We start from the raw sequence: 24,739 nt of genomic DNA, 5'->3' as shown, positions 1-24,739 counted from the left end.
AGTTATAAGTTATTGGATATCTTATCTAATATATTCAAATAACATTCTTTTTCCTCTTTTGTAAAATTTTTAAACATTATCTCTGAAATATGATTTAAAAATTCATCTGCCTGATTCGCCAATTTTTCACCGGTCGGTGTAAGATAAACTCTTAAAATCCTTTTATCATTAATATCTGTTTCTCTTTTTATTAAATCTTGTTTTTCTAATTTTTGTAAAATACCTGATATTGATGCGGGTCTTGATTTGTGTTTCTTTGATAATTCTTTTTGTGAAATACCCTGATTATGCTTTAAAAATACTAAAATCTGTGGTTGCCCTGGATATAATTTCGGTTCAAAAGATTGATTATAAGTTTTATTATTTATTATTTTCATAATGCACAATAAACGTATTAACATATATTTAGAGTCATATTGATTCAATTAGTTAGCCTCCTTACTAATTTTCTGTTTTATAATGTACAACTATTTTAACTGATTGTCAATCCCTTATTTACATATTATCTTATTTTTATTTTTTAAATGACATTTATTTATATTGTTTTTCAAGATTTAAATATTTTTTTTTAACATAAAAAAATAAACAGACCATTAATTAAGTATAAATCTCTTAACTAACAATCTGTTATATTTGAGCTTATAATTATTACTATATATTTGTTATATCTCAGCTAAAGCTTGTTCCAAATCTGCTATAATATCGTTAACATTTTCTATTCCTACTGATAAACGGATTAAATCAGGTGCTACTCCTGCTTCTACTAATTGTTCATCTGTTAATTGTCTATGTGTATGGCTGGCCGGATGTAAAACGCAGGTACGCGCATCCGCAACATGCGTAACAATTGCAACTAATTTTAATTTATCCATAAATGAAACGGAAACTTCTCTTCCTCCTTTTAATCCAAAAGACAAGACTCCACATGTACCATTCGGTAAATATTTTTGGGCAAGTGCATAATATTGATCTTCCTGAAGTCCTGCATATTTAACCCAAGCAACTTTTTCATGATTTTTTAAATATTTTGCTACATTCAAAGCATTTTCACAATGCCTTGGAACACGCAAATGTAAAGTTTCAAGACCTACATTAAGTAAGAATGAATTCTGAGGTGAGGGAACAGACCCTAAATCACGCATTAATTGTACAGTTGCTTTATTTATGTAAGCTCCTTTTCCAAATTTTTCAGTATAAATGATGCCATGATAAGAATCATCCGGTGAAGTTAATCCGGGAAATTTTTCCGGATTTTTACCCCAATCAAAATTTCCACTGTCAACGATACAGCCACCAACACACATTGCATGACCATCCATATATTTTGTTGTAGAATGTGTAACAATATCTGCTCCCCACTCAAAAGGTCTGCAATTAATCGGAGTTGCAAAGGTATTGTCAATAATTAAGGGAACTTCATGTTCATGCGCCAAATCTACAAATTTTTCAATATCTAAAACTACCAATGCAGGATTTGCAATTGTTTCAGCAAAAACTGCTTTTGTATTTGGTTTAAATGCTTTCCTTAATTCTTCTGGACTGGAGTCAGGATTTACAAAAGTACAGTCAATTCCCAATTTACGCATTGTAACATCAAACAAATTAAAAGTACCACCATAAACAGTAGACGAACATACAAGGTGATCCCCTGCTTCACATATATTAAATACTGCATAAAAATTAGCTGCCTGTCCGGATGAAGTCAACATTCCAGCAAAACCGCCTTCTAAATCTGTTATTTTAGCTGCTACCAAATCATTTGTGGGGTTTTGAAGACGTGTGTAAAAATAACCTGTATCTTCTAAATCAAACAATGCTCCCATTTGATCACTTGTATCATATTTAAATGTGGTACTTTGAAAAATTGGCAATACTCTCGGCTCACCTTTTGACGGTTTCCAGCCTGATTGTATACATTTAGTTTCTATCGAATAATCCTTGCTCATTTCGTACCTCCGGCTACATAAAATATTTTTTTTCAAGTATTTCTACCATATCAGTATAAATCTTCATACATTTTTTATTTTGATCTAGTTCAATACACTGTATACATGGATATAGATAATCTTCCCATACTTTTTTATAGATTATTTTATTATCAGGATGTTTATTAATATGTTTAACAATTGTAGGAGCAATATCGTAATATTTTTTAATTACTTCTTCACCATTTGGTTGTTTTTGTAAATATAAATCTCTATAATTTCTTAATAATGTTAATTCATAACAGTCATCAGTTTTACCTAAAGATTCACAGACTGCAGTTGTTATATAACAAAATTTTTTATTGAATCCTTCATTAATGTTTTCAAAAGAAGATAAAGCTAAATTTGTTTTTGGGAAATTTTCTTTCCAACAATCTAAAACTGTTTGTGCCAATGGTTGAGATGAGCTTCCTTCTAATTCCAATATAGCTGGAAATAAATAAACAGCCAAAATCATATTGTAGTCTAATAATGCATCGTCTGCTTTTCTTTTACTTTTTTGCTTAGCCAAAGCATCTTTAACAGCTTCTAAAAATGTATCAGCAAACTCTTTTAGTAATTGATCTTTTACAGGTGATTTTTGATATAACTGTTCAATTTTTACTAAAGTTTTTTCGTTTTGTGAATAAAATTTTTGAAATTCTGATTTATATTCTTTTTTGTTAAAATTTTTCATTGGATCATTTAACTCAAAAAGTGTTTTAGAAAATTTTTCTTTTGTTTCTTTAATCTCATTCAAATATTCCGGATCATTTAGAATTTCTTTATTCTGATTCAAAGCATCACACTTTAATATTTCTCCTCCGCAATACATACAAATAACTTTATCTAACTCTTCTGGAATTTGTAACTCTCCTTTACAGTTTGGACATGTTCCTTTTAAAAATCCCATTCTTTTTTCACCTCTTATTCATCCCAGTTATGGTAAACTGCCTGCACATCATCATCTTCTTCCAATAAATCTAATGTTTTTTGTAAATTCTTAATTGCTGTTTCATCCGTAAGCTCTACCCATGTTTCTGGAATCATTGTTATTTCAGCATTTACCATGGGAAGCTCCATATCTTCTATTGTCTGCCTTACCTGACTGAAATTATCAGGATCTGTTATAATTTCAAAACTGTCTTCCTCTTCTATAAAATCTTCTGCTCCGGCATCTAATACTGACATCATTAATTCGTCTGAATCTATTTCACATTCTTCTCGATCAATAATTATCTGTCCCTTTTTCTCAAACATATAAGAAACACATCCTGGTGTTCCAACATTTCCATTCCCTTTAGTAAAAGCACTTCTTACATTTGCTGCTGTTCTGTTTTTATTATCTGTTAAGGCATCTACAATAATTGCTGTTCCATTTGGACCATAACCTTCATAGGATACATATTCATAATTAACAGAATTAGCATCTCCAGCAGCCTTTTTTATTCCTCGTTCTATGGTATCATTAGGCATATTGTTTGCCTTGGCTTTCGCAATCACATCTCTTAAACGACTATTATTATTTGCGTCCGCTCCACCTTCTTTTACTGCAACTGCAATTTCTCTTCCGATTACTGTAAATATTTTTCCTTTTGCCGCATCATTTTTTTCTTTTTTATGTTTGATGTTCGCAAATTTTGAATGTCCTGACATACTTCCGCTCCTCTTTCTAATACTTTTTCGTCACTATTTTTAATTCTATCATTGTTTCTTTTTGGTGGCAAGATATTACTTGTATAGATATAATAAATATAAATAAAAAAGTATTGTCATTTTGCTTAAAACTTTTTAGAAATTAATTTTAAGCATAAATAAAAATACTTTTTAAAAGTATAATATGTATTTGACTATCATTGATAAATAAAATAACATGTACACTCGTACCTCGTTCAAAATAAAATACAGGAACAAAGTACAAAGTGTGCCAATTTTAATTATAACAAATTATATGAAATATATCATTTTAAAGAGCATTAGTCAAGTATTATGTATCTAACTCTAAGCTGATTTTCAGAGCCTTATCCACTTTTTCCAACATCTCTTTATCCAAATGACATACTCTGTCTTTTAATCTTTTCTTATCAATTGTTCTTAGCTGTTCCAGTAAGATAACGGAATCCTTTACTATTTCACATTTTGAGGAATCAAGTTCAATATGTGTAGGTAATTTTGCTTTATTCATTTTCGATGTGATTGCAGCACAAATTACCGTTGGACTATGTTTGTTTCCTATATTATTTTGTATGATAACAACTGGCCTGATTCCACCTTGTTCCGACCCAATTACCGGTCTTAAATCAGCATAGAAAATATCGCCTCTTTTAATAACCACCAAATCTCACACTCCGATTTTTCGCTTTTCTTTATTATTTCCTACATTCTCGGGTGTATACTTGGTAATTAAGGTATGTTATCTACAATATTTTCTCTCTATCTAAAAAAGTTGCTGAAAAATTATCTACTCATTGAAATAATCTTTTTTTTCAACAATCTTTCCATTTTTATAAAACACTCGTGGAATACGTTTTCCAAGATCGCAAATAAATTCATAATTAAATCTACCGCAAAGTTCTGACAATTCTTCCACTGTGATATATTCTCCCTGTTGCTCCCCAATTAATACCACTTCGTCTCCATCTTTCACATCATCAATTCCCGACACATCAACCATAAATTGATCCATGCAGACTCTTCCGCGAATAGGAGCTTTTTGACCATGAATAAGTACATATCCTTTATTGGACAGACCCCTGGGATAACCGTCTCCATAACCAATCGGTATTGTGGCAATCGTTTCTTCCGTTTTTGTAACATAAGTTCCACCATAACTAATAGAACGTCCTGCAGGAAGTTTTTTCACATGAACAATATGGCTCTTCAAACCTAACGCAGGAGTTAATTTGATAACATCTTTTGTGACATCTTGAGAGGGCCACAACCCATAAATTGAAATTCCGGCACGCACGATATTCATATTGGCTTCTCTTATTTCTATAATTCCGGCACTATTAGAACTATGTTTTAGTGGTATTATAATTCCTTTCTCTTCTAACAAATTAGTAAATTTATTAAATTTATTAATTTGTTGAAATGAAAATTCTTTATCTACTTCATCAGCTTTCGCAAAATGTGTAAATATCCCCTCAATTTTTAGATTTCTAAGCTGATGAATCTTAGATATGATATTTACACTTTCTTCTTCTACCTGAAATCCTATTCTACTCATCCCGGTATCAACCGCAATATGAATTGCTACTTCTTTCCCTTGTTTCACTGCTTCTTCAGAAAGAAGTTGTGCCGTTTCATATTTAAAAACCGTTGACCGGATATTATGCTTCACTATACCTTCATAATGTTCTTGAAACGCATAGCCTAATATTAATATAGGCTTATAAATACCGTGACGAATCAGAATTTGAGCTTCCTCGACCGTAGCAACTGCAAAACCATATAAATATTCTTCATTTTGAAATTCGTTTGCGATCTGTATCGCACCATGACCATAAGCATCTGTTTTTATAACTGCCATGATTTTGCAATTATTATCTATGTTTCTTTTCATTTGATTAAAATTACTTCTTACTGCATCAAGATTAATTGTTGCAAATACTCTACTGTACATTTTTTGCCTCCATATTTAGACATGCTTTTGTATTCGTTAATTTATTTCTTTTAAAACCATTGAAATGCCTTCAATGATATGAGATGCCATCAAACTATAAACACCATATTTTTTTCTTGCTTCATCTCCAGCCAAACCATGTAAATACACTGCAAGAGATGCTGCTTCAAAAGGTTTTTTACCCTGACCAATTAAAGATGTGATAATTCCTGTCAAAACATCACCAGAACCGGCTGTAGCCATTCCGTTATTTCCTGACCTATTAATGTAAACTCGATTATTAGAGTCTGTTACTATAGTTCGGGCATCTTTTAAAACTAATATGGATTTATATTTGTTTACCCATTGTTTGGATGAATTTAATAAAGCGGATTGGATTTTACCAACATCATCACCAGTTAATCTAGACATTTCACCTAGATGAGGAGTTAGTATAATCGGTTGATCCGTTTCCGTTAACAATTCATTTCCTTTGGATAATGCATTTAATCCATCTGCATCAATTACTACTGGAACTTTTGTATTCTTTATAACTAATTCTAATAACTTTCTTGTAATATGATTATCTCCACATCCCGGCCCAATTGCAATTGCATCTACATTTTCCATTGATTCTAGCAGCAACTCTTCTATTTCCTCTTCGGAATTAAAACAAGTCAAAACTGCTTCTGGTAGATTAGACTGCAATATGATCCTATTTTCAGAAGAAGTAAATATATTTACCAAACCACTACCAGTAAAATAAGCTGATTTTCCTGCCAAACATGCTGCACCACTCATATTTATATTACCTGCAATAATAAGGATTTTACCATATGTTCCTTTGTTAGAATAAAACTTTCTTTTCGGTAATTCCTGCAAATCTTTTTTATTATAGGTAAAAGTGATAGGAAGTTCTCCCAAAAAGCTATCCTTAGTAATACCAATATCTTTTACTATAATTTTACCACAATAGGTGCAGCCTGGATATAAAACTAGACCGATTTTTGAAAAACCAAATGTTATTGTATAATCTGCTTGAAAAGCAATACCTAGTACTTTTCCAGTATCTGCCGATATTCCGGAAGGAATATCAATAGCTATTTTGCACCCCTCTATTTTATTCATAATACTTATATTTTCATAATAAATGCCTTCTACTTCACGACTGAGACCAATTCCAAACAGAGCATCTATAATAGTAGTATATTCAATCTGAGGGATCGTTGACTCAATATTAATTTTATATTTTTCTAAAATTTTTTTTTGAATTGCAGCTTCTTTTGTTAGACTATCGTCACTGCCAATTAAAACTACTATAGGTTTGTAGCCTCTTTCATAAAGTATTCTTGCAATTGCTAATCCGTCACCACCGTTATTACCAGTTCCACAAACAACTAAAATATTATCTTTCATTTTTTTATCTTGAATTAATTCTATTACAGACAAAGCAGCTCTTTCCATTAATACAATACTAGGCAGTCCAAAATAATTTGCTGTAGCTGAATCACAAGATTTCATTGTTTTACTATCTAATAGATATTCCATATTACAAACCCTTTCTATTACATTTTATATGAAAAAACAGCAGAACAAGTATTAATTACTTGTCTTCTACTGTTTCATTTTCTTCCTCCACAATATATGCCATATCGAATAAATCTACTACCTCAGGGCCAAAAATATCATGCATATAAGAGTAAATTTGCTGATTTTTCAATTCTTTATTCTGTTTTCGAATAATATTTTTCTTTAGTTCTACTCTAATATGTTTTATCCATTCTGTAATTTCAGTTATATCATTTTCGTTTTGTTTTAAGGTGTCATAACAAACATCCATACTTGCAATCATCAGTTCACTATTCACTTTTTTAATTTTACTCGGAATCTCTAGCAATTCATCCTCATATTGTTCTATCGTCTCATTAAGTTCAATAATTAATTTTTGATTTTCTTCCTGCTTTTTTTCTCTTTCTTTGTCTGATACATTCTCCATATTTGCAACAATATCCCGCATCAATTTAACTTTTAATCTTTTCGATTCTTTTAAGTCTGAATTTAATTGACCTTGACGGCGCAACAAAACATTCAAGTTTTCTTCTAATTCTTGAATGCTTTGAGGCTTACCATTTAATTGAAAAAGACAATGCCATTTATGATCCAATGTTAAAACAGGGATTTTTTTATCCTGTAATGCTATTTCAAACTCTTGTAGTTTTTCTGTTTCTTTCATATTCACATCTTCTTTTGATTTTCTATTTCATAACAGCTTAATTTATAAGATAAAGTCATTAAGCTATCTGATAAATGTACGTTTTCAACTACAACATCATCAGGAACCTGCAAATCTACATGAGCAAAATTCCATATTGCTTTTATTCCATACTTTACCAACATATCAGCCATATCACCCGCTTTATCTTTTGGTATGGTAAGAGTAGCGATTTCAATATTATTTTCCTTTATGAAGTCTTCCAATTCTTCAATCATCATAATCTGAATACCGCGTACTGAAAGTCCTTCTAATCTTGGATTGATATCAAACAATCCTTTAATAATAAATCCTTTTTTTTCAAACGCTACATAATTAGCAAGCGCTTGTCCCAAATTACCTGAACCGATTATAATCATATTATGCTGTCTATCCAGGCCAAGAATTTTTCCCATTTCACTATACAGAAATTTAACATTATATCCATAACCTTGTTGACCAAATCCACCAAAGTTATTTAAATCTTGTCTGATTTGAGAAGCTGTTACCCGCATTCTTGTACTTAATTCATTAGAAGATATGCGTTCTATACCTTTTTCTATTAACTCTCCTAAATATCTATGATACCTCGGTAATCTTTTAATGACTGCTTGAGAAATCTCTTTGCTGTCCAAATTATTCCCTCCAATCTTAAAATCCAAACTAGTAAATATTAGTAAATATTATAATATAATTTAAGGTTTTCGTCAAACAATTGACGATATAAATTCTTCCCATTCTTCATATAACTTTAATAATTTAATTTCTATGTTTTCTCGTTCATTATGAAGCTCTAATAGTTTTTTTGAATTTGTACAAATATCATCTTGACCCAACATGAAATCAATCTCTTCTTTTCTTGCTTCCAGATTTTCTATTTCTTGTTCAACTTTTTTTATCTGGTTCTCTCGCTTTCTAAGTTTTGCTTGTTTTTCTTTTTGTTTTTTCCAATCAAGTTTATTTTCACTTTCTTTTTCAATCGTTTTTTGAATATCTTTTTGATCAACAGGAGTTAGAATATCTTTTTTTTCTAAATAGTAATCGTAATTTCCAATATAATTAATTAATGTTTTTCCTGTTAATTCCAATATTCTTGTAGCGGTCCGATTAATAAAATATCGATCATGAGAAATATAGAAAACTGTTCCAGTATACATGTTTAAAGCATGCTCTAGGATTTCTTTGGATTCCATATCTAAATGATTGGTAGGTTCATCCAATAACAACAAATTACTTTCAGAAAGCATTAATTTTGCTAATGAAATACGACCTCTTTCTCCTCCACTTAAATCATTTATCTTTTTAAATACATCATCGTTCGTAAAAGAAAAGGCTGCTAATACATTTCGAATTTCAGTATTATTTAAGTTTGGATATGCGTCAGATATTTCTTCAAAAATAGACTTTTCCAAATTTAAAACTTGATGTTCTTGATCATAGTATCCAATATGTACTTTTGATCCCAATTTAATAGTTCCAGTATCAGCTTCCATGATTTGATTGATAATTTTAAATAAGGTTGTTTTTCCTGTTCCATTATTTCCAATCAATGCAACACGTTCACCTCGTTTTATTTCAAAATGAATTTGTTGAAACAATTGATTTTCCCCAAAAGATTTTGATAAGTTTTCTATAGATAAAACATCATTTCCACTTAAAATCTGGGGCTCTAATTTCAGTTTCATTTTGTTTTCCTTAAAAATCGGTTTCTCTATTTTATCTATTTTCTGCAGCATTTTCTCTCTGCTCTCTGCTCTTTTAATGGACTTTTCTCTATTAAAAGATTTTAATTTACTAATAACTTCTTCTTGATGCTTTATTTCTTGCTGTTGATTCATATATTGATGAACCAACGCTTCCCTAAGCATTTCCTTTTTTTCTGCATAATCTGAATAATTGCCGCTAAATGAAGTTATTTGACCATTGTCGATATCAATCACTTTATTTACGATACGATCTAAAAAATAGCGGTCATGAGCAACGATGATTACAGTACCTGAATAATTAAGTAAATATGTTTCTAACCAATTTATTGATTGTAAGTCTAAATGATTGGTCGGTTCGTCCAAAAGAATAATATCAGGCTTTGTAAGAAGTAGTTTTCCTAATGATACTCTTGTTTTTTGCCCACCAGACAAGGCCTTCACATTCTTAGAAAACTCTTCTTCTTCAAAACCAAGACCTTTCAGAACTCCGATAATTTCACTTTTATAGGAATACCCTTCGGCTAATTCAAATTCTTGATTTAGTCTTGAATAAGTATCTAATTTATTTTTTAGTTCTTCACCTGATAATAACTTCATCTCTATTTCTAAATCACGAATACGCTGCTCCATTTCAAGAATGGGTCTTTTAATTTCTAAAAGTTCTTCATAAATCGAATTATCGCTGCACATATCTTGATGTTGAGCCAAATAGCCAAGAGTTTTTCCCTTGGCTATAATAACTTCTCCTGAATCAGGTTGTAATTCTTCCATAATAATTTTTAATAGTGTAGACTTTCCTGCACCATTAATTCCAACAATCGCTGCTTTTTCATGTTCTTCTATATGAAAAGATCCTCCTTTGAAAATCTCATTTGTTCCAAAGGATTTTTTTATATTATGACAAGCTAATATCATTGTTTTCTCCTAAATTAAAGAGTCTCTAACGTCTTTCTGATTGCAATAATAAATTCTTCACTATTTAAAACTTCCGGTTTTTCGTGAGAGGTAATTAATGCCAGATCTTTTGTCATCTTTCCAGACTCAATCGTTTCAATAGTTGCTTTTTCTAATCTTTCTGCAAAAGAAACTAAATCATCAAGACCATCGAATTCACCACGTTTTTTAAGAGCACCAGTCCATGCAAAAATTGTTGCAACTGAATTTGTTGATGTCTTTTCTCCTTTTAAATGGTTATAATAATGTCTCTGTACCGTTCCATGTGCAGCTTCATATTCATAAACTCCTTTCGGTGATACTAAAACAGATGTCATCATTGCTAATGAACCGAAAGCGGTAGCAACCATATCGCTCATCACATCACCATCATAGTTTTTACATGCCCAGATATATCCACCTTCTGATTTCATGACTCTTGCTACTGCATCATCTATTAATGTATAAAAGTATTCTATACCAGCCGCTTTAAACTTTTCATCATATTCTTTATCATAAATATCTTGGAAAATATCTTTGAATGTATGATCATATTTTTTTGATATCGTATCTTTGGATGCGAACCATAAATCTTGTTTTGTATCAAGTGCAAAATTAAAACAGCTTCTTGCAAAACTTTCAATAGAAGATTCAAGATTATGTTGTCCCTGAACTACTCCGGGACCTTTGAATTCATGAATTAATTCCCTATTTTCAGTTCCGTCTTCAGAAGTAAATACTAATTCGCATTTTCCTGCTTGAGAAATTTTCATTTCACTTGCTTTATATACGTCACCATAAGCATGTCTTGCTATTGTAATTGGCTTCTTCCAAGTTCTAACATATGGATCGATACCTTTTACTGTTATTGGAGCACGAAATACAGTTCCGTCTAAAATTGCTCTTATTGTACCGTTAGGACTTTTCCACATTTCTTTCAAGTCATATTCATCCATTCTGGCAGCATTGGGTGTAATTGTAGCACATTTAACTGCAACACCATATTTTTTGGTCGCTTCTGCAGAATCTACTGTTACCTGATCATTCGTCTCATTTCGATGTGCAAGTCCCAAATCATAATATTCTGTTTTCAAATCAACAAAAGGCAGTAATAACTCATCCTTAATGATTTGCCACAGAATTCTTGTCATTTCATCTCCATCCATTTCTACTAATGGTGTTGTCATTTTAATTTTTTGCATTTTTGTCCTCCACTTTCATTTCTTCGTATATATTTCCTATTGGTAATTCTTCTAGATTTCTAATCGTATTCATAATATGTTCACTAGCAAGAGTTTCTGCTATTTGTACATCTTTATTAATAAGTGCCTGAATAATTGCACGATGTTCCTCATTGGATTGTATCGCTCTTTTTTCAGAAGCAAGTGATACTTTCCTCACTCGTTGTAAATAGTGATGATAATCTGATAAAATGTGTCTAAGCACTTTACTATTTGAGGTCTCATATAAAATTTCATGAAACCTGTTATCTAATTCAACGACTTGAGCAAACTTATGTTTTTTTGCATAAAAATCAGATAAATAAATGTTTTCTTCTAATTCATTTATCTGTTCTTCTGTAATAAATTCACAAGCCCATCTGGCACATAAGCCCTCTAGCAAAGTTCGGATCATATAAATATCTTTTACATCTTTTTTCGTAATACCAATCACATATGCACCTTTATTGGGAATAATATTTACAAGTCCTTCTAATTCTAATTGTCTTAGAGCCTCTCTGACCGGAGTTCTGCTGACTCCCAACTCTTCTCCGATTGTTTTTTCTTTCAGCTCTTCGTTTTGCTTATAAACTCCAGATAAAATATCTTCACGAATTTTATGGAACACTCTTCCTCTTAATGAGTACTTATCTGTTACCTCTTCGTGTACATTATGACTATGCAAAACTCTTCCTCCTATATTGTTATAATATAAATCCTAATTTTTTGCAACTATCTGTAACAACACAAACTAATTCATTATCAGTAATTACTGTTATTCGTCCATCTTCATATTCTTTGTCAACCCACTCTTTTACTATAGCTACAAGTTCAGAATCTTTTGTAACTTGTCTTTCTTCATCTAAATGATAATAATTATTAATCCAGTGTGCAATACCAGCTAGTCCAGATGTTTTCGATACGGCAACCAATGGCGGTCGATTTAAAAACTTTTCTGTATCAAAGATATTATAGATTTCTTCATTTTTTAATAACCCATCTGCATGGATACCGGCTCTGGTCACATTAAAACTACTTCCTGCAAAAGGTGTTCTGGATGGAAGTTTATATCCAATTTCTTTTTGGTAATATTCAACTAATTCTGTAATCACAGTCGTATCCATACCATCTAATGTCCCTTTAAGCTGTGCATATTCAAAAACCATTGCCTCTAATGGAGTATTACCTGTCCGTTCTCCTATTCCAAACATAGAACAATTGACTCCACACGCTCCATATAACCAAGCAGTTGTAGAATTACTAACAGCTTTATAAAAATCATTATGTCCATGCCATTCAATTAATTCTGAGGGAACTCCTGCATGTTTTATTAAACCATAAATAATTCCTTGTACAGAACGTGGAATCACAGCACCTGCAAAATTGACCCCATATCCCATCGTATCACAAGCTCGGATTTTTATTGGTATTTGATATTCATTCATTAATTTCATGAGTTCAACACAGAAGGGGATTACAAATCCAAATATATCTGCACGAGTGATATCTTCGAAATGACAACGTGGACTGATGCCAGTTTCCAGACATTCCCTGATAACAGATAAATAATGAGTCAATGCCTGCTTTCTTGTCATTTTCATTTTGTAAAAAATATGATAATCAGAACAGCTCACCAAAATCCCTGTTTCCTTCAAACCAATTTCTTTTACTAACTCAAAATCTTTTTTACTTGCACGTATCCAACTGGTGATTTCTGGAAACTTGTAGCCTTTTTCCAGACATTTATAAACTGCATCTCTATCTTTTTTACTATATAAAAAGAATTCACTTTGTCGTATTATTCCCTTGGGGCCACCCAATCTATGTAGATAATCATAGATTTTTACAATTTGTTCTGTTGTATATGGCGTTCTTGACTGTTGTCCATCACGAAATGTAGTGTCTGTAATCCAGATTTCATTTTGCATATTATGTGGAACAATACGATCATTAAATGCTATTTTAGGAATTTCATCGTATGGGAACAAATTTCGGTAAACATTAGGGGTGTCTACATCTACCAAAGGATAAATGTGCTCTTCTAATTCCAAAAGATTCGTAAAATCATTTTTTTGTACTTTTCTTGCTTCCATTATTTCACTCCTTTTATCATGTATTATCGCATACAATTTGTACTCCTGTATTATTGTATACAATAACATTATGGTTGTCAATATATTGTATACAGAAAAAGAGACCCTGATATATCAAGATCTCTTAAAATGTGTTAGCTGATTAATTGTTTCACATCAATTTTCCCCCATCCTTGTTGATTATGGGGTAAACCTTCGTTCACTGCTTTATCTTTCAATTTTAATTTAACTTCCATATTTGTTATATTCGGATATTTTTCAATAAGTAGAGCTATGCTTCCACTCACAATTGGAGTCGCCATAGATGTTCCACTCTTATTGGTATAACATTCGGTCAATGAAGTTGCATTTAAATCTTTCATGACTTTACACGAAATAATATTATTTCCAGGCGCTATCACATCTGGTTTTTTTATGCAGAACTGAGTTGGTCCTCTTCCAGAATAATGTATTTTTATGTTATTTGACTTCGGTACAAGATGATCATCAGATGCACCTACCGTTATAACTTTTCGACTAATTCCCGGTGTAGTTATCGTCATTGGATTTGGGCCGTTATTGCCCGCAGCCACTACTACCACTAGACCAGCATCCCAAGCTTTTTCAACTGCTTTAACAAGTATCATACATTCTTCTTTTTCTACATTTGGTATTGTTCCAACAGAAATATTCATAATTCTGATATTGTAAGCATCCTTCATTTTTAATACCCAATCAATACCTTTTAGAACATCTTCTGTTGAACCATTACCTTTATTATCTAAAACTTTTACGACAATTAAATTACACTTTGGTGCCATCCCTGTAAAAACACCATTACTCAATTTTCCAGTTCCACCAATTATCCCTGCGATATGAGTACCATGACCATTGTCATCATAAGGTTTTTGCTTTTCATTTAATACATCTTTAAATGCTATAATTCTATTATCAAAATCCGGGTGCTGAAATATACCTGTATCCAGAATCGCAACACCGATATTTTTTCCAAAATATTGTAATTGATGAGCATATTCAACATTTAATTCTTCTTTTACCTTATTCAAAGAACTGAACCCACTTCCATCTTTTTATTAACCTATTCAGGAAGTCTCATTTTTGTTATAGAACTTGTAAAAGTTTTATTAATTTATCAAAAACTATTAGTGGTTCTTAGTATTTATAACACTTTTTTAATGCCTCAATTACTTTTTGATCATAACCTTCTTCATTCCACCCTAGAATTTCAAGTGCCATTTCGGCAGAAATACCTCTATGATAAATTCGGTCTGATACCAATGCATCAAAGGTATCTGCTACAGATAAAATTCTGGCTTCAATCAAAATATCATCACCTAAAAGACCATAGGGATATCCGGAACCATCCATTTTCTCATGATGTTGACAAACTATAGTAGATATTTTATTCATATCCTTAAGTCCTGATAAAACAAGACTTCCCTTATATGAATGCTCTTTCATGACATCAAATTCAAAATTATTTAATTTGCCCGGTTTGTTTAAAATTTCATCCTGAATAGCAATTTTTCCTATATCATGCAGTAATCCTGCTATCTTAACTTCTCTTATGCCTTTTTTTGGTAATTTCATCTTTTCTGCAATCATAGATGCAATTCGGCTCACTTGAACTGAATGAATGTACAATTCACGATTACTTACTTCAATGACCATCATTAATGCACTGATAACATCATTTTGCAAATCTAATACATCCTGTTTATATTTTAGAAATTTATCCTCTTCTTCACTATTATAATTACTAATAAACAAATTTTCTCTATATATGACTGCTTGTTGAATGATTTCAGCTACATAATGTGTATCCCATGGTTTTATTAAGAAATGAAAGATGTTGCCGCTAATCACTTCTTCGTTAATAACATTAAGGTTATTATAATTTCCCATAAGAATCCTTACAGTAGACACACTTTTTTTCTTACAACGTGAAATCAATTCAGTACCTAGCTTTTGATTTAGTTCATAATTGGTAATCAAAATATCAATTTTTTTATTCTCTAATAACGTTAACGCTTCCTCAAATTTATCTGTCTTAAAAAAATTGTAATTCTGACCAAGTCCATATACAATTTGCTCTAGCTCATCCATATCCTTTATATTTTCATCAACGATAAGTATTTTATAAGTTGTCACTGTTTATCTCCTAAATTTTTGATTGTTTTATATTATAACAAATTTTACTAAAAAAGAAAATTTAATTTATTTAAAATTTTTAACACATTGTGACTCATTAACATATCATGTAATGTAAAGAATCAAATGGAGGAATTTCATATGAGCGATTTATCAGCAACCAGTTGTGGTGGAGTATGTGACGGAGGCGGAAACAATTCCTGTCTATGGATTATTCTCATTCTTTGTTGTTGTGGCGGATCCGGATGGGGTTCAGGCTGCGGAGGTAGTGGATTTGGTGATAATGGATGTTTATGGCTTATACTTATCCTTTGCTGCTGCTGTGGCGGAAATTCATTCTGCTAAAACTCATAAAAGGGTGTGAAAAATTCACACCCTTTATGAATTTCTAACATTTCTTTTTTCCTACATTACTTTCCTGTTTTAATTGAGAATCATTTGATTCGCACCTTTCTTTTGAATTTTTCTTCCTTTTTGCCTTCATACATTCATCATCTATTTCATAAACAGAATTCCCTTCAAATATCAAATTATGATTATCCTTCATTTAGAATCCGCCTCCTCTTATTCTCTCATAATATTATATGATATTTTTTTTAAATCTGTCATATTTGATTTTATATTGAATATATTATCTAAAAGATATATTAAGGAGACAAGAATCCTTTGAGTGATGAAACCAATTCTAATATGACTACTTTTGATTCTGTAATTCAAACAAAACAATTACAAATCATCAAAGCAGCTATCCCTTATATTCAGACAACAGAGCAGAAATTCCTCTCTATTTATGTTAAATATCTTGAATTAAATCAAACGATAAACCTATTTAATAAAAAAGAGGATGCTTTGAAAATGTGTTCCGTTGATTCGGAAAGTGATTCCCCAAACGAAAAACCGATTCGTATGTTAAATGATATACGTAATTACTGTTCCGATACTGAAAAAGAAACAATAGATATGATATTAAATTTTTTTAATGCATTTGAAATTTATAACAGTTATTTAAAAAAACAAGGTGATGGAACTGGAAAGTCTGAATCTCCATTGTCATTTTTTAAAAACTTTATGACGCCCGAACAAAAAGAAGTTTTTGAAACATATAAAACACAATTTACATAATATAATAAGAAAGTAATGAGGTGAACTATGGATCCTAGTATTCTTTTAAACAACCCTAATTTGAAAAATATAAATCCTGAAAAATTAGCACTCTTAAAAGAATTAAGTTCTAATGCCAATGGAAAAACAGCCAAAGAATTACTTCCAATATTAATGGCTGCCACATCAACAGCAAAGGAAAAAGGTATTGAATTCAACTCTTCTGAAAAAGATTTGATTATTGATGTATTAAAACAACAAATGACACCTGATGAGCAAAAAAAAGCAGATATGTTATTAAATATGGTCAAAACGTTTAAAAAGTAATATTTTGATTACGATTACAAAACTCCCCCAATCATTAATCGATTGGGGGATAATCATTTTACTTCTGTACAATATTAATAATTCTACCAGGAACATATATTTCTTTCACAATCGTTCCAGTCAATTTCTCAGCAACCGCATTTTTCCCAGCAGCTATTGCATCTTCTTTTGAAATATCAGCCGCCACTTGTATAACGGCACGTGTTTTTCCATTAATCTGAATCGCAATTTCAATTTCATCGTCTTTCATTGCAGCTTCATCATAGGAAGGCCATTCATTATCAAAAACAGAATTCTTATGTCCTAATTGCTGCCAAATTTCTTCACCCATATGAGGAGCAAACGGAGCAATTAAAATTGCTAAGACTTCTAAAGTTTTAATATCAATTCCATCTTTTTTGCTTAATTCTATCAATTTATTATTATATTCCATAAAACCAGATACAACTGTATTTAAATTAAATGCTTCTAAACGTGTAGTTATATCATAAATCATTTTATTTCTTATTTTAACTAATTCTTTTGTTTCTTTTGCATTTTTATCTTTGTTTTCCATTACTAAGTTCCAGAAGCGATTCATGAAACGATAGACTCCATCAATCCCTCTGTCATCCCACTCTGAGTCTAATTCAGGTGGTCCAACAAACAATTCATATAGTCTTAATGAATCACATCCATAATCTCTGACCAATTCATCAGGAGACACTATATTTCCTTTTGATTTACTCATTTTGATTCCATTTTTCCCAGTAATCATTCCTTGGTTAAATAGTTTCGTAAATGGCTCTTTAAAATTTACGACACCGATATCATATAAGAATTTTGTATAAAACCTTGAGTACAACAAATGTAATACTGCATGCTCCACTCCACCAATATACATATCTACCGGAAGATATTTCTCTGCATTCTCTTTAGAAACTAATTCTTTCGAATTTTTATTGTCTACATATCTTAAGAAGTACCAGGAAGAACCTGCCCACTGTGGCATTGTATTCGTCTCCCTTTTCGCAGGCTTCCCACAAACAGGACATGTTGTGTTTACCCACTCCTCAATATCAGCCAATGGTGATTCACCTGTTCCAGTTGGTTGGTAAGACTCCACTTCTGGTAATAATAATGGTAATTGTTCCTCAGGAACCGGAACTGCTCCACATTCATCACAATGTATAATCGGAATCGGCTCACCCCAATAACGTTGTCTGGAAAATACCCAGTCACGTAATTTATAATTAGTAGTCTTTTTTCCAAAGCCCCTTTTCTCAATCATTTCAGGCGCTTCTTTTTTCAAAACAGATGATTCCATACCATTCCAATCCCCAGAATTTATTACGATTCCGGAAGCTTCTGTATAGGCCTCTGTCATATTTTCAATTTCTTTCCCATCTTTTGCGATGACCTGGATAATTGGAATATTAAATTTTGTGGCAAATTCGAAATCTCTATCATCATGGGCTGGTACACACATAATGGCTCCTGTTCCATAATCTGCAAGTACATAATCGGACAACCAAATCGGTATTTTTGCTCCATTTAACGGATTGATTGCGTAACTACCGGTAAATACACCTGTTTTTTCTTTATCCTGTAATCGGTCAACATTAGATTTCATAGAAGCTTCATAAATATATTTTTCAACCGCTTCTTTAGTTTCGTCTGTTGAAAGTTTTGATGCAAGTTTATGTTCCGGAGCTAAAACCATGAATGTCGCACCATATAACGTATCTGGTCTGGTCGTATAAACTGTAATTTTTTCGTCTCTGTCTTTTATTTGAAAATCAACTTCTGCTCCATAAGATTTTCCAATCCAATCAGCCTGCATTTTCTTAACTTTCTCAGGCCAATCCAATTGATCCATATCTGCCAGTAGACGTTCTGCATATTTGGTAATTTTCAGCATCCATTGTTTTAAATTCTTTTTCGTAACATCCTCACCGCATCGTTCGCATTTTCCATTCACGACTTCTTCATTTGCTAATCCGGTTTTGCAGGATGGACACCAATTTATTGGCATTTCTTTTTCATAGGCTAATCCTTCTTTAAACATTTTAACAAAAATCCATTGTGTCCATTTATAAAATTCCGGATCGGTAGTATTTACTTCTCGATCCCAATCATAAATTGCCGCTATCTCAGCTAATTGTCTTTTAATATTTGCTATATTCTCAGCAGTGGATTTTGCAGGATGAACTCCCATTTTTATTGCATAATTTTCTGCAGGCAACCCAAAAGCATCCCATCCCATTGGATGAATCAAATAATACCCCTGAAGCATTTTATATCTGCTCCATACGTCAGATATCACATAACCTCTCCAATGCCCTACATGGATTCCATTTCCGGATGGGTATGGAAACATATCCAAGCAATAATATTTAGGCTTTTTTCCATCATTGACATTAACTGGATCTGTTTCCCATTTTTTTCTCCATTTTTGTTCAATTTCTCTGTGATTGTAAGGTGTTGCCATTTTAATTTCCTCCTATTTATATTAAAAGTAATCTTCTTTTTCATTCTCTCAAAAATGCCCTTCCATCCACAATGAATAGAAAGGGCTTGCTTTAGATATTTTATCATATGGTAAGTATTTGTCAACCCTTGCCAGTTCTAGGATTCATTAAATTTCATTGCTGCTTCCATCCTATTCGTAACTCCTAATTTCACAAATACATTATGCAAATACTCTTTTACTGTATCCTGCTTTATATTCAACTCTTTAGCTATTTCTGCATTTTTCATGCCAAGACTTACTAATTCCATAACATCAACTTCTCTCTTAGATAAACGATACTTGTTGTATTGATTTTTTTCAATAGAAAGATTAAATGCTTTCACTTCTCTTAAAACAGTAAGCCGCCATGTTGTTGAAAAATTTTCTTTATATGTATTAATAATATCTATCATATCTCTTCCTGCTTCTATGAATGGCATAATAATTTTATCATCTTTCGTAAGGTTATATGCTACAAGCATATGACTTAAAGCTGATTCATCTTCTCCCATTTTTCGACAACAAAAAGAAGCATATATATTCGAATAAATAAGTCCTAAATCAATGTTATGTACTTTATAATATTCTATTATTTGAACTGCATATGCATAGGCTTCTTTATACCTTTCCATATAATAAAGCACCACTAAAAAAGCTATCATTGCATAACTTGATTCATTTTGTTCTAATTCATCTACCTGAAATGATTCTTCTTCAACGAAATATTTAGGAATTGTCTTGCCCATTCTTGGATATAGCCAGGCTTTTGAGATTTCTGGAACTAATTTTGACTTTTCCGGAGTTTTTGTAGCCATATAATTCATTGAATTAATACAAGATTCAGCACTTCTGAAATTGCCCTCATGCGTAAATAATTTTATTTCTAAATATAATGCAGCAAGTACAATAGAATATTGTTTTGCTTCTTTGGCAACAGCTAATGCTTTCTCAACATAATTAAATGCTTCTTGACGCTCGCCTCTCAGATAGCAGGCTTCGCCACAATTTAACAAATAACTGCCTAATCCAAAACGATTTCCAACTTTGGAACATATTTCTTCGATTTCACGACTACAATTAACTATTTCATCCAATTCACCTGCGCGATAAACAAGATACAAACTGCTTGGACTCATTAAATTAAAAGATAACTTATGGAAAATTGTAGTATGAAAATAACCCTGCAAGTCTTTAATTTTCAAAAGCTCCTGGTGCATTTTTCTCCAATCATAACGATATGCAAATGCTTTTAGAATACCTACCTCTCCTCTGATTTTAATTTCATTTTTCTCTGCTAATGTCCTATTTTCCAGTAATACATTCGCACCATGATCATAAAATTCTATTCTGTTTGCTATAGGAATATAATTTTGTGATACATAAGCATAACATATTGATAGATTTCCATACTTTAAAATATACTCCATAGGAAGTTTCTTTAAAATGAAATAAAAAGTCTTTTTATCATTTGTAAAAAAATCTTTATCAGCTAATTCAAGGCATATTTTTGCCATAACATCATATTCTTTGATTTCTCCATACAAAGAAAATGCCTGCAAATATTCTTTCTCAGCTAAATAATAATCTGCAAGACGTTTTGTCGATGATGCTTCCACTGTAAAGTTCGTATTAAAAAACTCCCGTAAAACCGGGTGAATAGAATAATACGATTCATTTTTTTCAATAAAATTCTGGCAATCAGCATTTTTACTTAATTCTCGCTTAATTAATGTTTTTCCTTCGAAAAAATCTGCTATTTTGGATGTGAATCGATCTATTTTAGATGCTACTAACAAAAAAGATTGCATTTCATTTGAAAATAACGGTAATATATTTGTCTCAATCAATGCGTCTACTTCGCTGTTATCTTTACAACCTTTTGAAAAACTCCATATTTTCGTAATAATTCCTTCTGTCCAGCCTCTCATATTAAACACAAGGTCATTCGCTTGCTGTTCCTCTATTTCAATATCATTTTCATATAAAAAATGTTGAATTTCTTCTTTTTCAAATAATAAATGTTCTTTACCAATATAACTGGAAGGGCGTTGTGAAATAAATGTTCCCAATTTACCTTTTGGCATTGTTCTACTTGATAGAAAAATACTGATATTATAATTTTGTGAAACTTGTTTCGCAACTTTTAAAACCAACTCATTATTTTCTTTATTTTCTATTCGATGATAGTTATCAATTAAAATCACTAATCCTTGTCTTCTACTTGATGCAATATTAAGCATCGCGATAAGAAAATCAATCTTAGCATCTGTATTATTAATTTTTCTGACCTGTACTGCAATATTTTTTCCAAATATATCGTGACAGAATTTCTCACAGAACTTATCGACTCTCTTATGATGTTCCGAAATCTCTATATTACAGATATCATGTTCTTTCCGAAATGCCTTTAATACCTGTGTTTTTCCATAACCTGTAGGTGCAACTAAAATATTAATTGAATTATTCAAAGCTTCATTCATTCTTTTAACAATTTTGTTTCTTGTTATCATTCTAACCTGCATATGAAACCTCCTGTGTTAAATTAGTATACCATATTTATAGGCAGATAGAAAACAAAAAAAAAGAAGGGATACCTTAAAATGGTACCCTTCTCATTAGGAATTAATCTTCTTCCTCTTTACTTGCTCTAGCTGCTACTTCTTTTTCCTGAATATCTGATGGAGCCTGCTCATAACGAACAAATTTATAAGAATAAGTTCCGCTTCCACCAGTCATAGAACGCATTTCAGTCGAATAGCCAAATAACTCTGACATAGGAATATCAGCAATAATTTCTTGTTTATTATCTTGTGTAGGATTCATGCCCAAAACTCTTCCACGACGTTTATTTAAGTCTCCCATAATATCTCCGGTATATTTATCAGGAACAATTACTTTTAATTCTGAGATCGGCTCTAACAAAATCGGGCCAGCATCCATAAATCCTTTTTTAAATGCTTGAATCGTAGCCATTTTAAATGCCATTTCTGATGAATCTACCGGATGGTAAGAACCATCATATAATACAGCCTTTACTCCAACTACCGGATATGCTGCCATCGGTCCTTTCAACACGGATTCTTGAAGTCCTTTATCTACCGCTGGAAAATAATTTTTCGGTACTGTTCCACCGACTACAATCTGCTCAAATATGTATGGTGTTTCCATATCTCCTGAAGGTTCAAATGTCATTTTAACATGACCATACTGACCATGTCCACCAGATTGCTTTTTATATTTTGATTCTACATCTACTTTTTTCCTTATCGTTTCTCTAAAAGCAACCTTAGGTTTACTTAATTCAATATCTACTTTGTACTTTGTCAGAAGTTTGCTTGCAATAATTTCTAAATGTTGATCTCCCATACCGTAGATTAAAGTCTGCCTGTTTTCACTATCATTAACGGAACGAATCGTTAAGTCTTCCATCATTAATTTATGCAGTGCCTGAGATATTTTATCCTCATCGCCTTTATTCTTTGCTTTGTATCTCATATAAGTATAAGGTACCGAAATTTCAGATTTTTCATATTCTATTGGCACATTCTTAGTTGATAATGTATCACCTGTTTCTGTATTAGAAAGTTTTGCTACAGCTCCAATATCACCTGCATGAAGTTCTTTGACTTCAATCGGTTTACTTCCTTGCAGAACATATAACTTATTAAGCTTTTCTTCCGTATCCTTATTCGTGTTATGAATCATATCATCGTTTTTAATTACACCTGACTTAATTTTTATAAAAGAATACTTTCCTATAAAAGGATCTACAATAGTCTTAAAAACATATGCTGATTTAGCTTTAGAAGAATCATAATCTGCCTGGAAAGTTTCATTAGTCTTCCTGTTAACTCCTGCACATGTTTTTTTATCCGGACTTGGAAAATACTTTACAATATCATCTAATAAAGTAAACATACCTTGCGCTAATATACTTGATCCCATTGAAATAGGAACTAAGGATCCTTCTAAAACATTTTCTTTTAATGCAGAACGTACCTCATCTTCAGAAAATTCATCTCCATTAAAGTAACGTTCCATAAATTCTTCACTTGTTTCCGCTACCGCTTCCATTAATGTATCTCTGCATATCTCTAAATTGGGTTTTGAATATTCGGGAACCTCACATGATTGAACTTCACCTTTTTCATTCCATCTATTTCCTGTCATTCCAATTACATTAACATACCCAACAAATTTTTCATTCTCACGGATAGGTAAATGGAATGGCGCAATTTTCTTTCCATACATTTCTGTTAAATCTTCAACTACCTGACGAAAACTCGCATTATCGACATCCATCTCTGTTACAAAAAACATTCTTGGTATTTTATATTTTTCACAGATCTCCCACGCTTTTTCTGTTCCTACCTGTATACCTGATTTTCCGGAAACAACTATAATTGCAGCATCTGCGGCACTGACAGCTTCCTCTACTTCTCCAACAAAATCAAAATATCCTGGAGTATCCAAAATGTTAATTTTGGTATTTTCCCAAATAATTGGAATGCAGGAAGTATTAATTGAAAAAAGTCTTTTCACTTCTTCTTTATCGAAGTCACTAATTGTATTTCCATCTAATACTTTACCCATACGGTTAGTAACACCTGCTAAATACGCCATTGCTTCCACCAAAGTTGTCTTACCACATCCACCGTGTCCTAAAAGAACTACGTTTCGTATCTTGTCCGTCGTGTAAACATTCATATGAATTCCTCCAATACTTTATTATTTTGTCACAGGATTTCTTCTGCCTAACAATGCAGTTTACCTATGTGTATATTCTACTAAAAGTAAATAGATTTTACAACTATTTTATTAATTATTAACAATTATACAACGTTTCGACATTATTTTTTTGTAAATCGATGTTCTATTTTTTAACTTAACAGCATATA

Annotated in this window: 22 protein-coding genes; 3 read left to right on the top strand and 19 right to left on the bottom strand. The window is 31.7% G+C overall.

What is annotated here, in order from left to right; genetic code table 11:
• Positions 1–2: 2 nt before the first annotated feature.
• The 15 genes from DWV06_RS11650 to DWV06_RS11580 all read right to left on the bottom strand — a co-directional run bounded on the left by DWV06_RS11650 (position 3) and on the right by DWV06_RS11580 (position 15,922).
• Positions 3–425, bottom strand: a complete 423-nt coding sequence (locus tag DWV06_RS11650) for a MarR family winged helix-turn-helix transcriptional regulator (protein WP_115482356.1) — start codon at positions 423–425, stop codon at positions 3–5.
• Positions 426–662: 237 nt separating this feature from the next.
• Complete coding sequence (locus DWV06_RS11645) at positions 663–1,946, bottom strand: O-acetylhomoserine aminocarboxypropyltransferase/cysteine synthase family protein (RefSeq protein ID WP_115482355.1); 1,284 nt, start codon at positions 1,944–1,946, stop codon at positions 663–665.
• Positions 1,947–1,959: 13 nt separating this feature from the next.
• Positions 1,960–2,877, bottom strand: a complete 918-nt coding sequence (locus DWV06_RS11640; RefSeq protein WP_115482354.1) for a CFI-box-CTERM domain-containing protein — start codon at positions 2,875–2,877, stop codon at positions 1,960–1,962.
• A gap of 14 nt (positions 2,878–2,891) precedes the next feature.
• Positions 2,892–3,620 (bottom strand): YebC/PmpR family DNA-binding transcriptional regulator, encoded by a 729-nt coding sequence (locus DWV06_RS11635; RefSeq protein WP_115482353.1) that lies wholly within the window; start codon positions 3,618–3,620, stop codon positions 2,892–2,894.
• A 331-nt stretch (positions 3,621–3,951) separates the two neighbouring features.
• Positions 3,952–4,299 carry a type II toxin-antitoxin system PemK/MazF family toxin gene (locus DWV06_RS11630; RefSeq protein WP_115482506.1) on the bottom strand — a complete coding sequence of 116 codons (348 nt, stop codon included), beginning with the start codon at positions 4,297–4,299 and terminating at the stop codon, positions 3,952–3,954.
• Positions 4,300–4,425: 126 nt separating this feature from the next.
• Entirely contained in the window at positions 4,426–5,589 is a 1,164-nt protein-coding gene (gene alr, locus DWV06_RS11625) for an alanine racemase (protein WP_115482352.1), read from the bottom strand.
• Positions 5,590–5,625: 36 nt separating this feature from the next.
• Entirely contained in the window at positions 5,626–7,116 is a 1,491-nt protein-coding gene (locus DWV06_RS11620; RefSeq protein WP_115482351.1) for an NAD(P)H-hydrate dehydratase, read from the bottom strand.
• 55 nt (positions 7,117–7,171) lie between these two features.
• Positions 7,172–7,801, bottom strand: a complete 630-nt coding sequence (locus tag DWV06_RS11615; RefSeq protein WP_115482350.1) for a hypothetical protein — start codon at positions 7,799–7,801, stop codon at positions 7,172–7,174.
• A gap of 2 nt (positions 7,802–7,803) precedes the next feature.
• Positions 7,804–8,454, bottom strand: coding sequence for a redox-sensing transcriptional repressor Rex (locus DWV06_RS11610; RefSeq protein ID WP_115482349.1), 651 nt, complete (start codon positions 8,452–8,454; stop codon positions 7,804–7,806).
• Positions 8,455–8,526: 72 nt separating this feature from the next.
• Positions 8,527–10,440 (bottom strand): ABC-F family ATP-binding cassette domain-containing protein, encoded by a 1,914-nt coding sequence (locus tag DWV06_RS11605; protein WP_115482348.1) that lies wholly within the window; start codon positions 10,438–10,440, stop codon positions 8,527–8,529.
• A 14-nt stretch (positions 10,441–10,454) separates the two neighbouring features.
• Positions 10,455–11,660, bottom strand: coding sequence for an NADP-dependent isocitrate dehydrogenase (locus DWV06_RS11600; protein WP_115482347.1), 1,206 nt, complete (start codon positions 11,658–11,660; stop codon positions 10,455–10,457).
• Entirely contained in the window at positions 11,647–12,363 is a 717-nt protein-coding gene (locus DWV06_RS11595; protein WP_115482346.1) for a GntR family transcriptional regulator, read from the bottom strand. Before DWV06_RS11595 ends, DWV06_RS11600 begins: the two co-directional genes overlap by 14 nt.
• A gap of 19 nt (positions 12,364–12,382) precedes the next feature.
• Positions 12,383–13,771, bottom strand: coding sequence for a beta/alpha barrel domain-containing protein (locus DWV06_RS11590; protein WP_115482345.1), 1,389 nt, complete (start codon positions 13,769–13,771; stop codon positions 12,383–12,385).
• A 134-nt stretch (positions 13,772–13,905) separates the two neighbouring features.
• The gene (locus DWV06_RS11585) at positions 13,906–14,817 is read right to left on the bottom strand and encodes a S8 family peptidase (RefSeq protein ID WP_115482344.1); all 912 of its coding nucleotides are present in this window, start codon (positions 14,815–14,817) and stop codon (positions 13,906–13,908) included.
• A 106-nt stretch (positions 14,818–14,923) separates the two neighbouring features.
• Complete coding sequence (locus DWV06_RS11580; protein WP_115482343.1) at positions 14,924–15,922, bottom strand: HD domain-containing phosphohydrolase; 999 nt, start codon at positions 15,920–15,922, stop codon at positions 14,924–14,926.
• Between the two features lie 141 nt (positions 15,923–16,063).
• On the opposite strand from DWV06_RS11580, the gene DWV06_RS11575 reads away from it, so the two are divergent.
• Positions 16,064–16,267, top strand: a complete 204-nt coding sequence (locus tag DWV06_RS11575) for a chorion class high-cysteine HCB protein 13 (RefSeq protein ID WP_115482342.1) — start codon at positions 16,064–16,066, stop codon at positions 16,265–16,267.
• Between the two features lie 43 nt (positions 16,268–16,310).
• Here DWV06_RS11575 and DWV06_RS18395 read toward each other — a convergent pair whose 3' ends face one another.
• On the bottom strand, positions 16,311–16,469 hold the full coding sequence (locus DWV06_RS18395) for a hypothetical protein (protein WP_155522632.1): 159 nt from the start codon (positions 16,467–16,469) through the stop codon (positions 16,311–16,313).
• Positions 16,470–16,588: 119 nt separating this feature from the next.
• Here DWV06_RS18395 and DWV06_RS11570 point away from each other — a divergent pair, with 119 nt between their 5' ends.
• A complete protein-coding gene (locus tag DWV06_RS11570) occupies positions 16,589–17,044 on the top strand; it encodes a hypothetical protein (protein WP_115482341.1) in 456 nt (151 codons plus the stop codon).
• A gap of 27 nt (positions 17,045–17,071) precedes the next feature.
• Positions 17,072–17,350, top strand: a complete 279-nt coding sequence (locus DWV06_RS11565; protein WP_115482340.1) for a hypothetical protein — start codon at positions 17,072–17,074, stop codon at positions 17,348–17,350.
• Between the two features lie 58 nt (positions 17,351–17,408).
• Here DWV06_RS11565 and leuS read toward each other — a convergent pair whose 3' ends face one another.
• The 3 genes from leuS to DWV06_RS11550 all read right to left on the bottom strand — a co-directional run bounded on the left by leuS (position 17,409) and on the right by DWV06_RS11550 (position 24,548).
• Complete coding sequence (leuS, locus tag DWV06_RS11560; RefSeq protein ID WP_115482339.1) at positions 17,409–19,820, bottom strand: leucine--tRNA ligase; 2,412 nt, start codon at positions 19,818–19,820, stop codon at positions 17,409–17,411.
• Positions 19,821–19,957: 137 nt separating this feature from the next.
• Positions 19,958–22,363, bottom strand: coding sequence for a LuxR family transcriptional regulator (locus DWV06_RS11555; protein WP_115482338.1), 2,406 nt, complete (start codon positions 22,361–22,363; stop codon positions 19,958–19,960).
• A gap of 100 nt (positions 22,364–22,463) precedes the next feature.
• Entirely contained in the window at positions 22,464–24,548 is a 2,085-nt protein-coding gene (locus DWV06_RS11550; RefSeq protein WP_115482337.1) for an elongation factor G, read from the bottom strand.
• Positions 24,549–24,739 lie beyond the last annotated feature (191 nt).

It is taken from the genome of Anaerosacchariphilus polymeriproducens (assembly GCF_003363435.1).
GTDB classification, from domain to species: domain Bacteria; phylum Bacillota; class Clostridia; order Lachnospirales; family Lachnospiraceae; genus Anaerosacchariphilus; species Anaerosacchariphilus polymeriproducens.
Note: the sequence above shows the minus strand (reverse complement) of the source record. Positions and strands in the feature narration are given on the sequence as shown.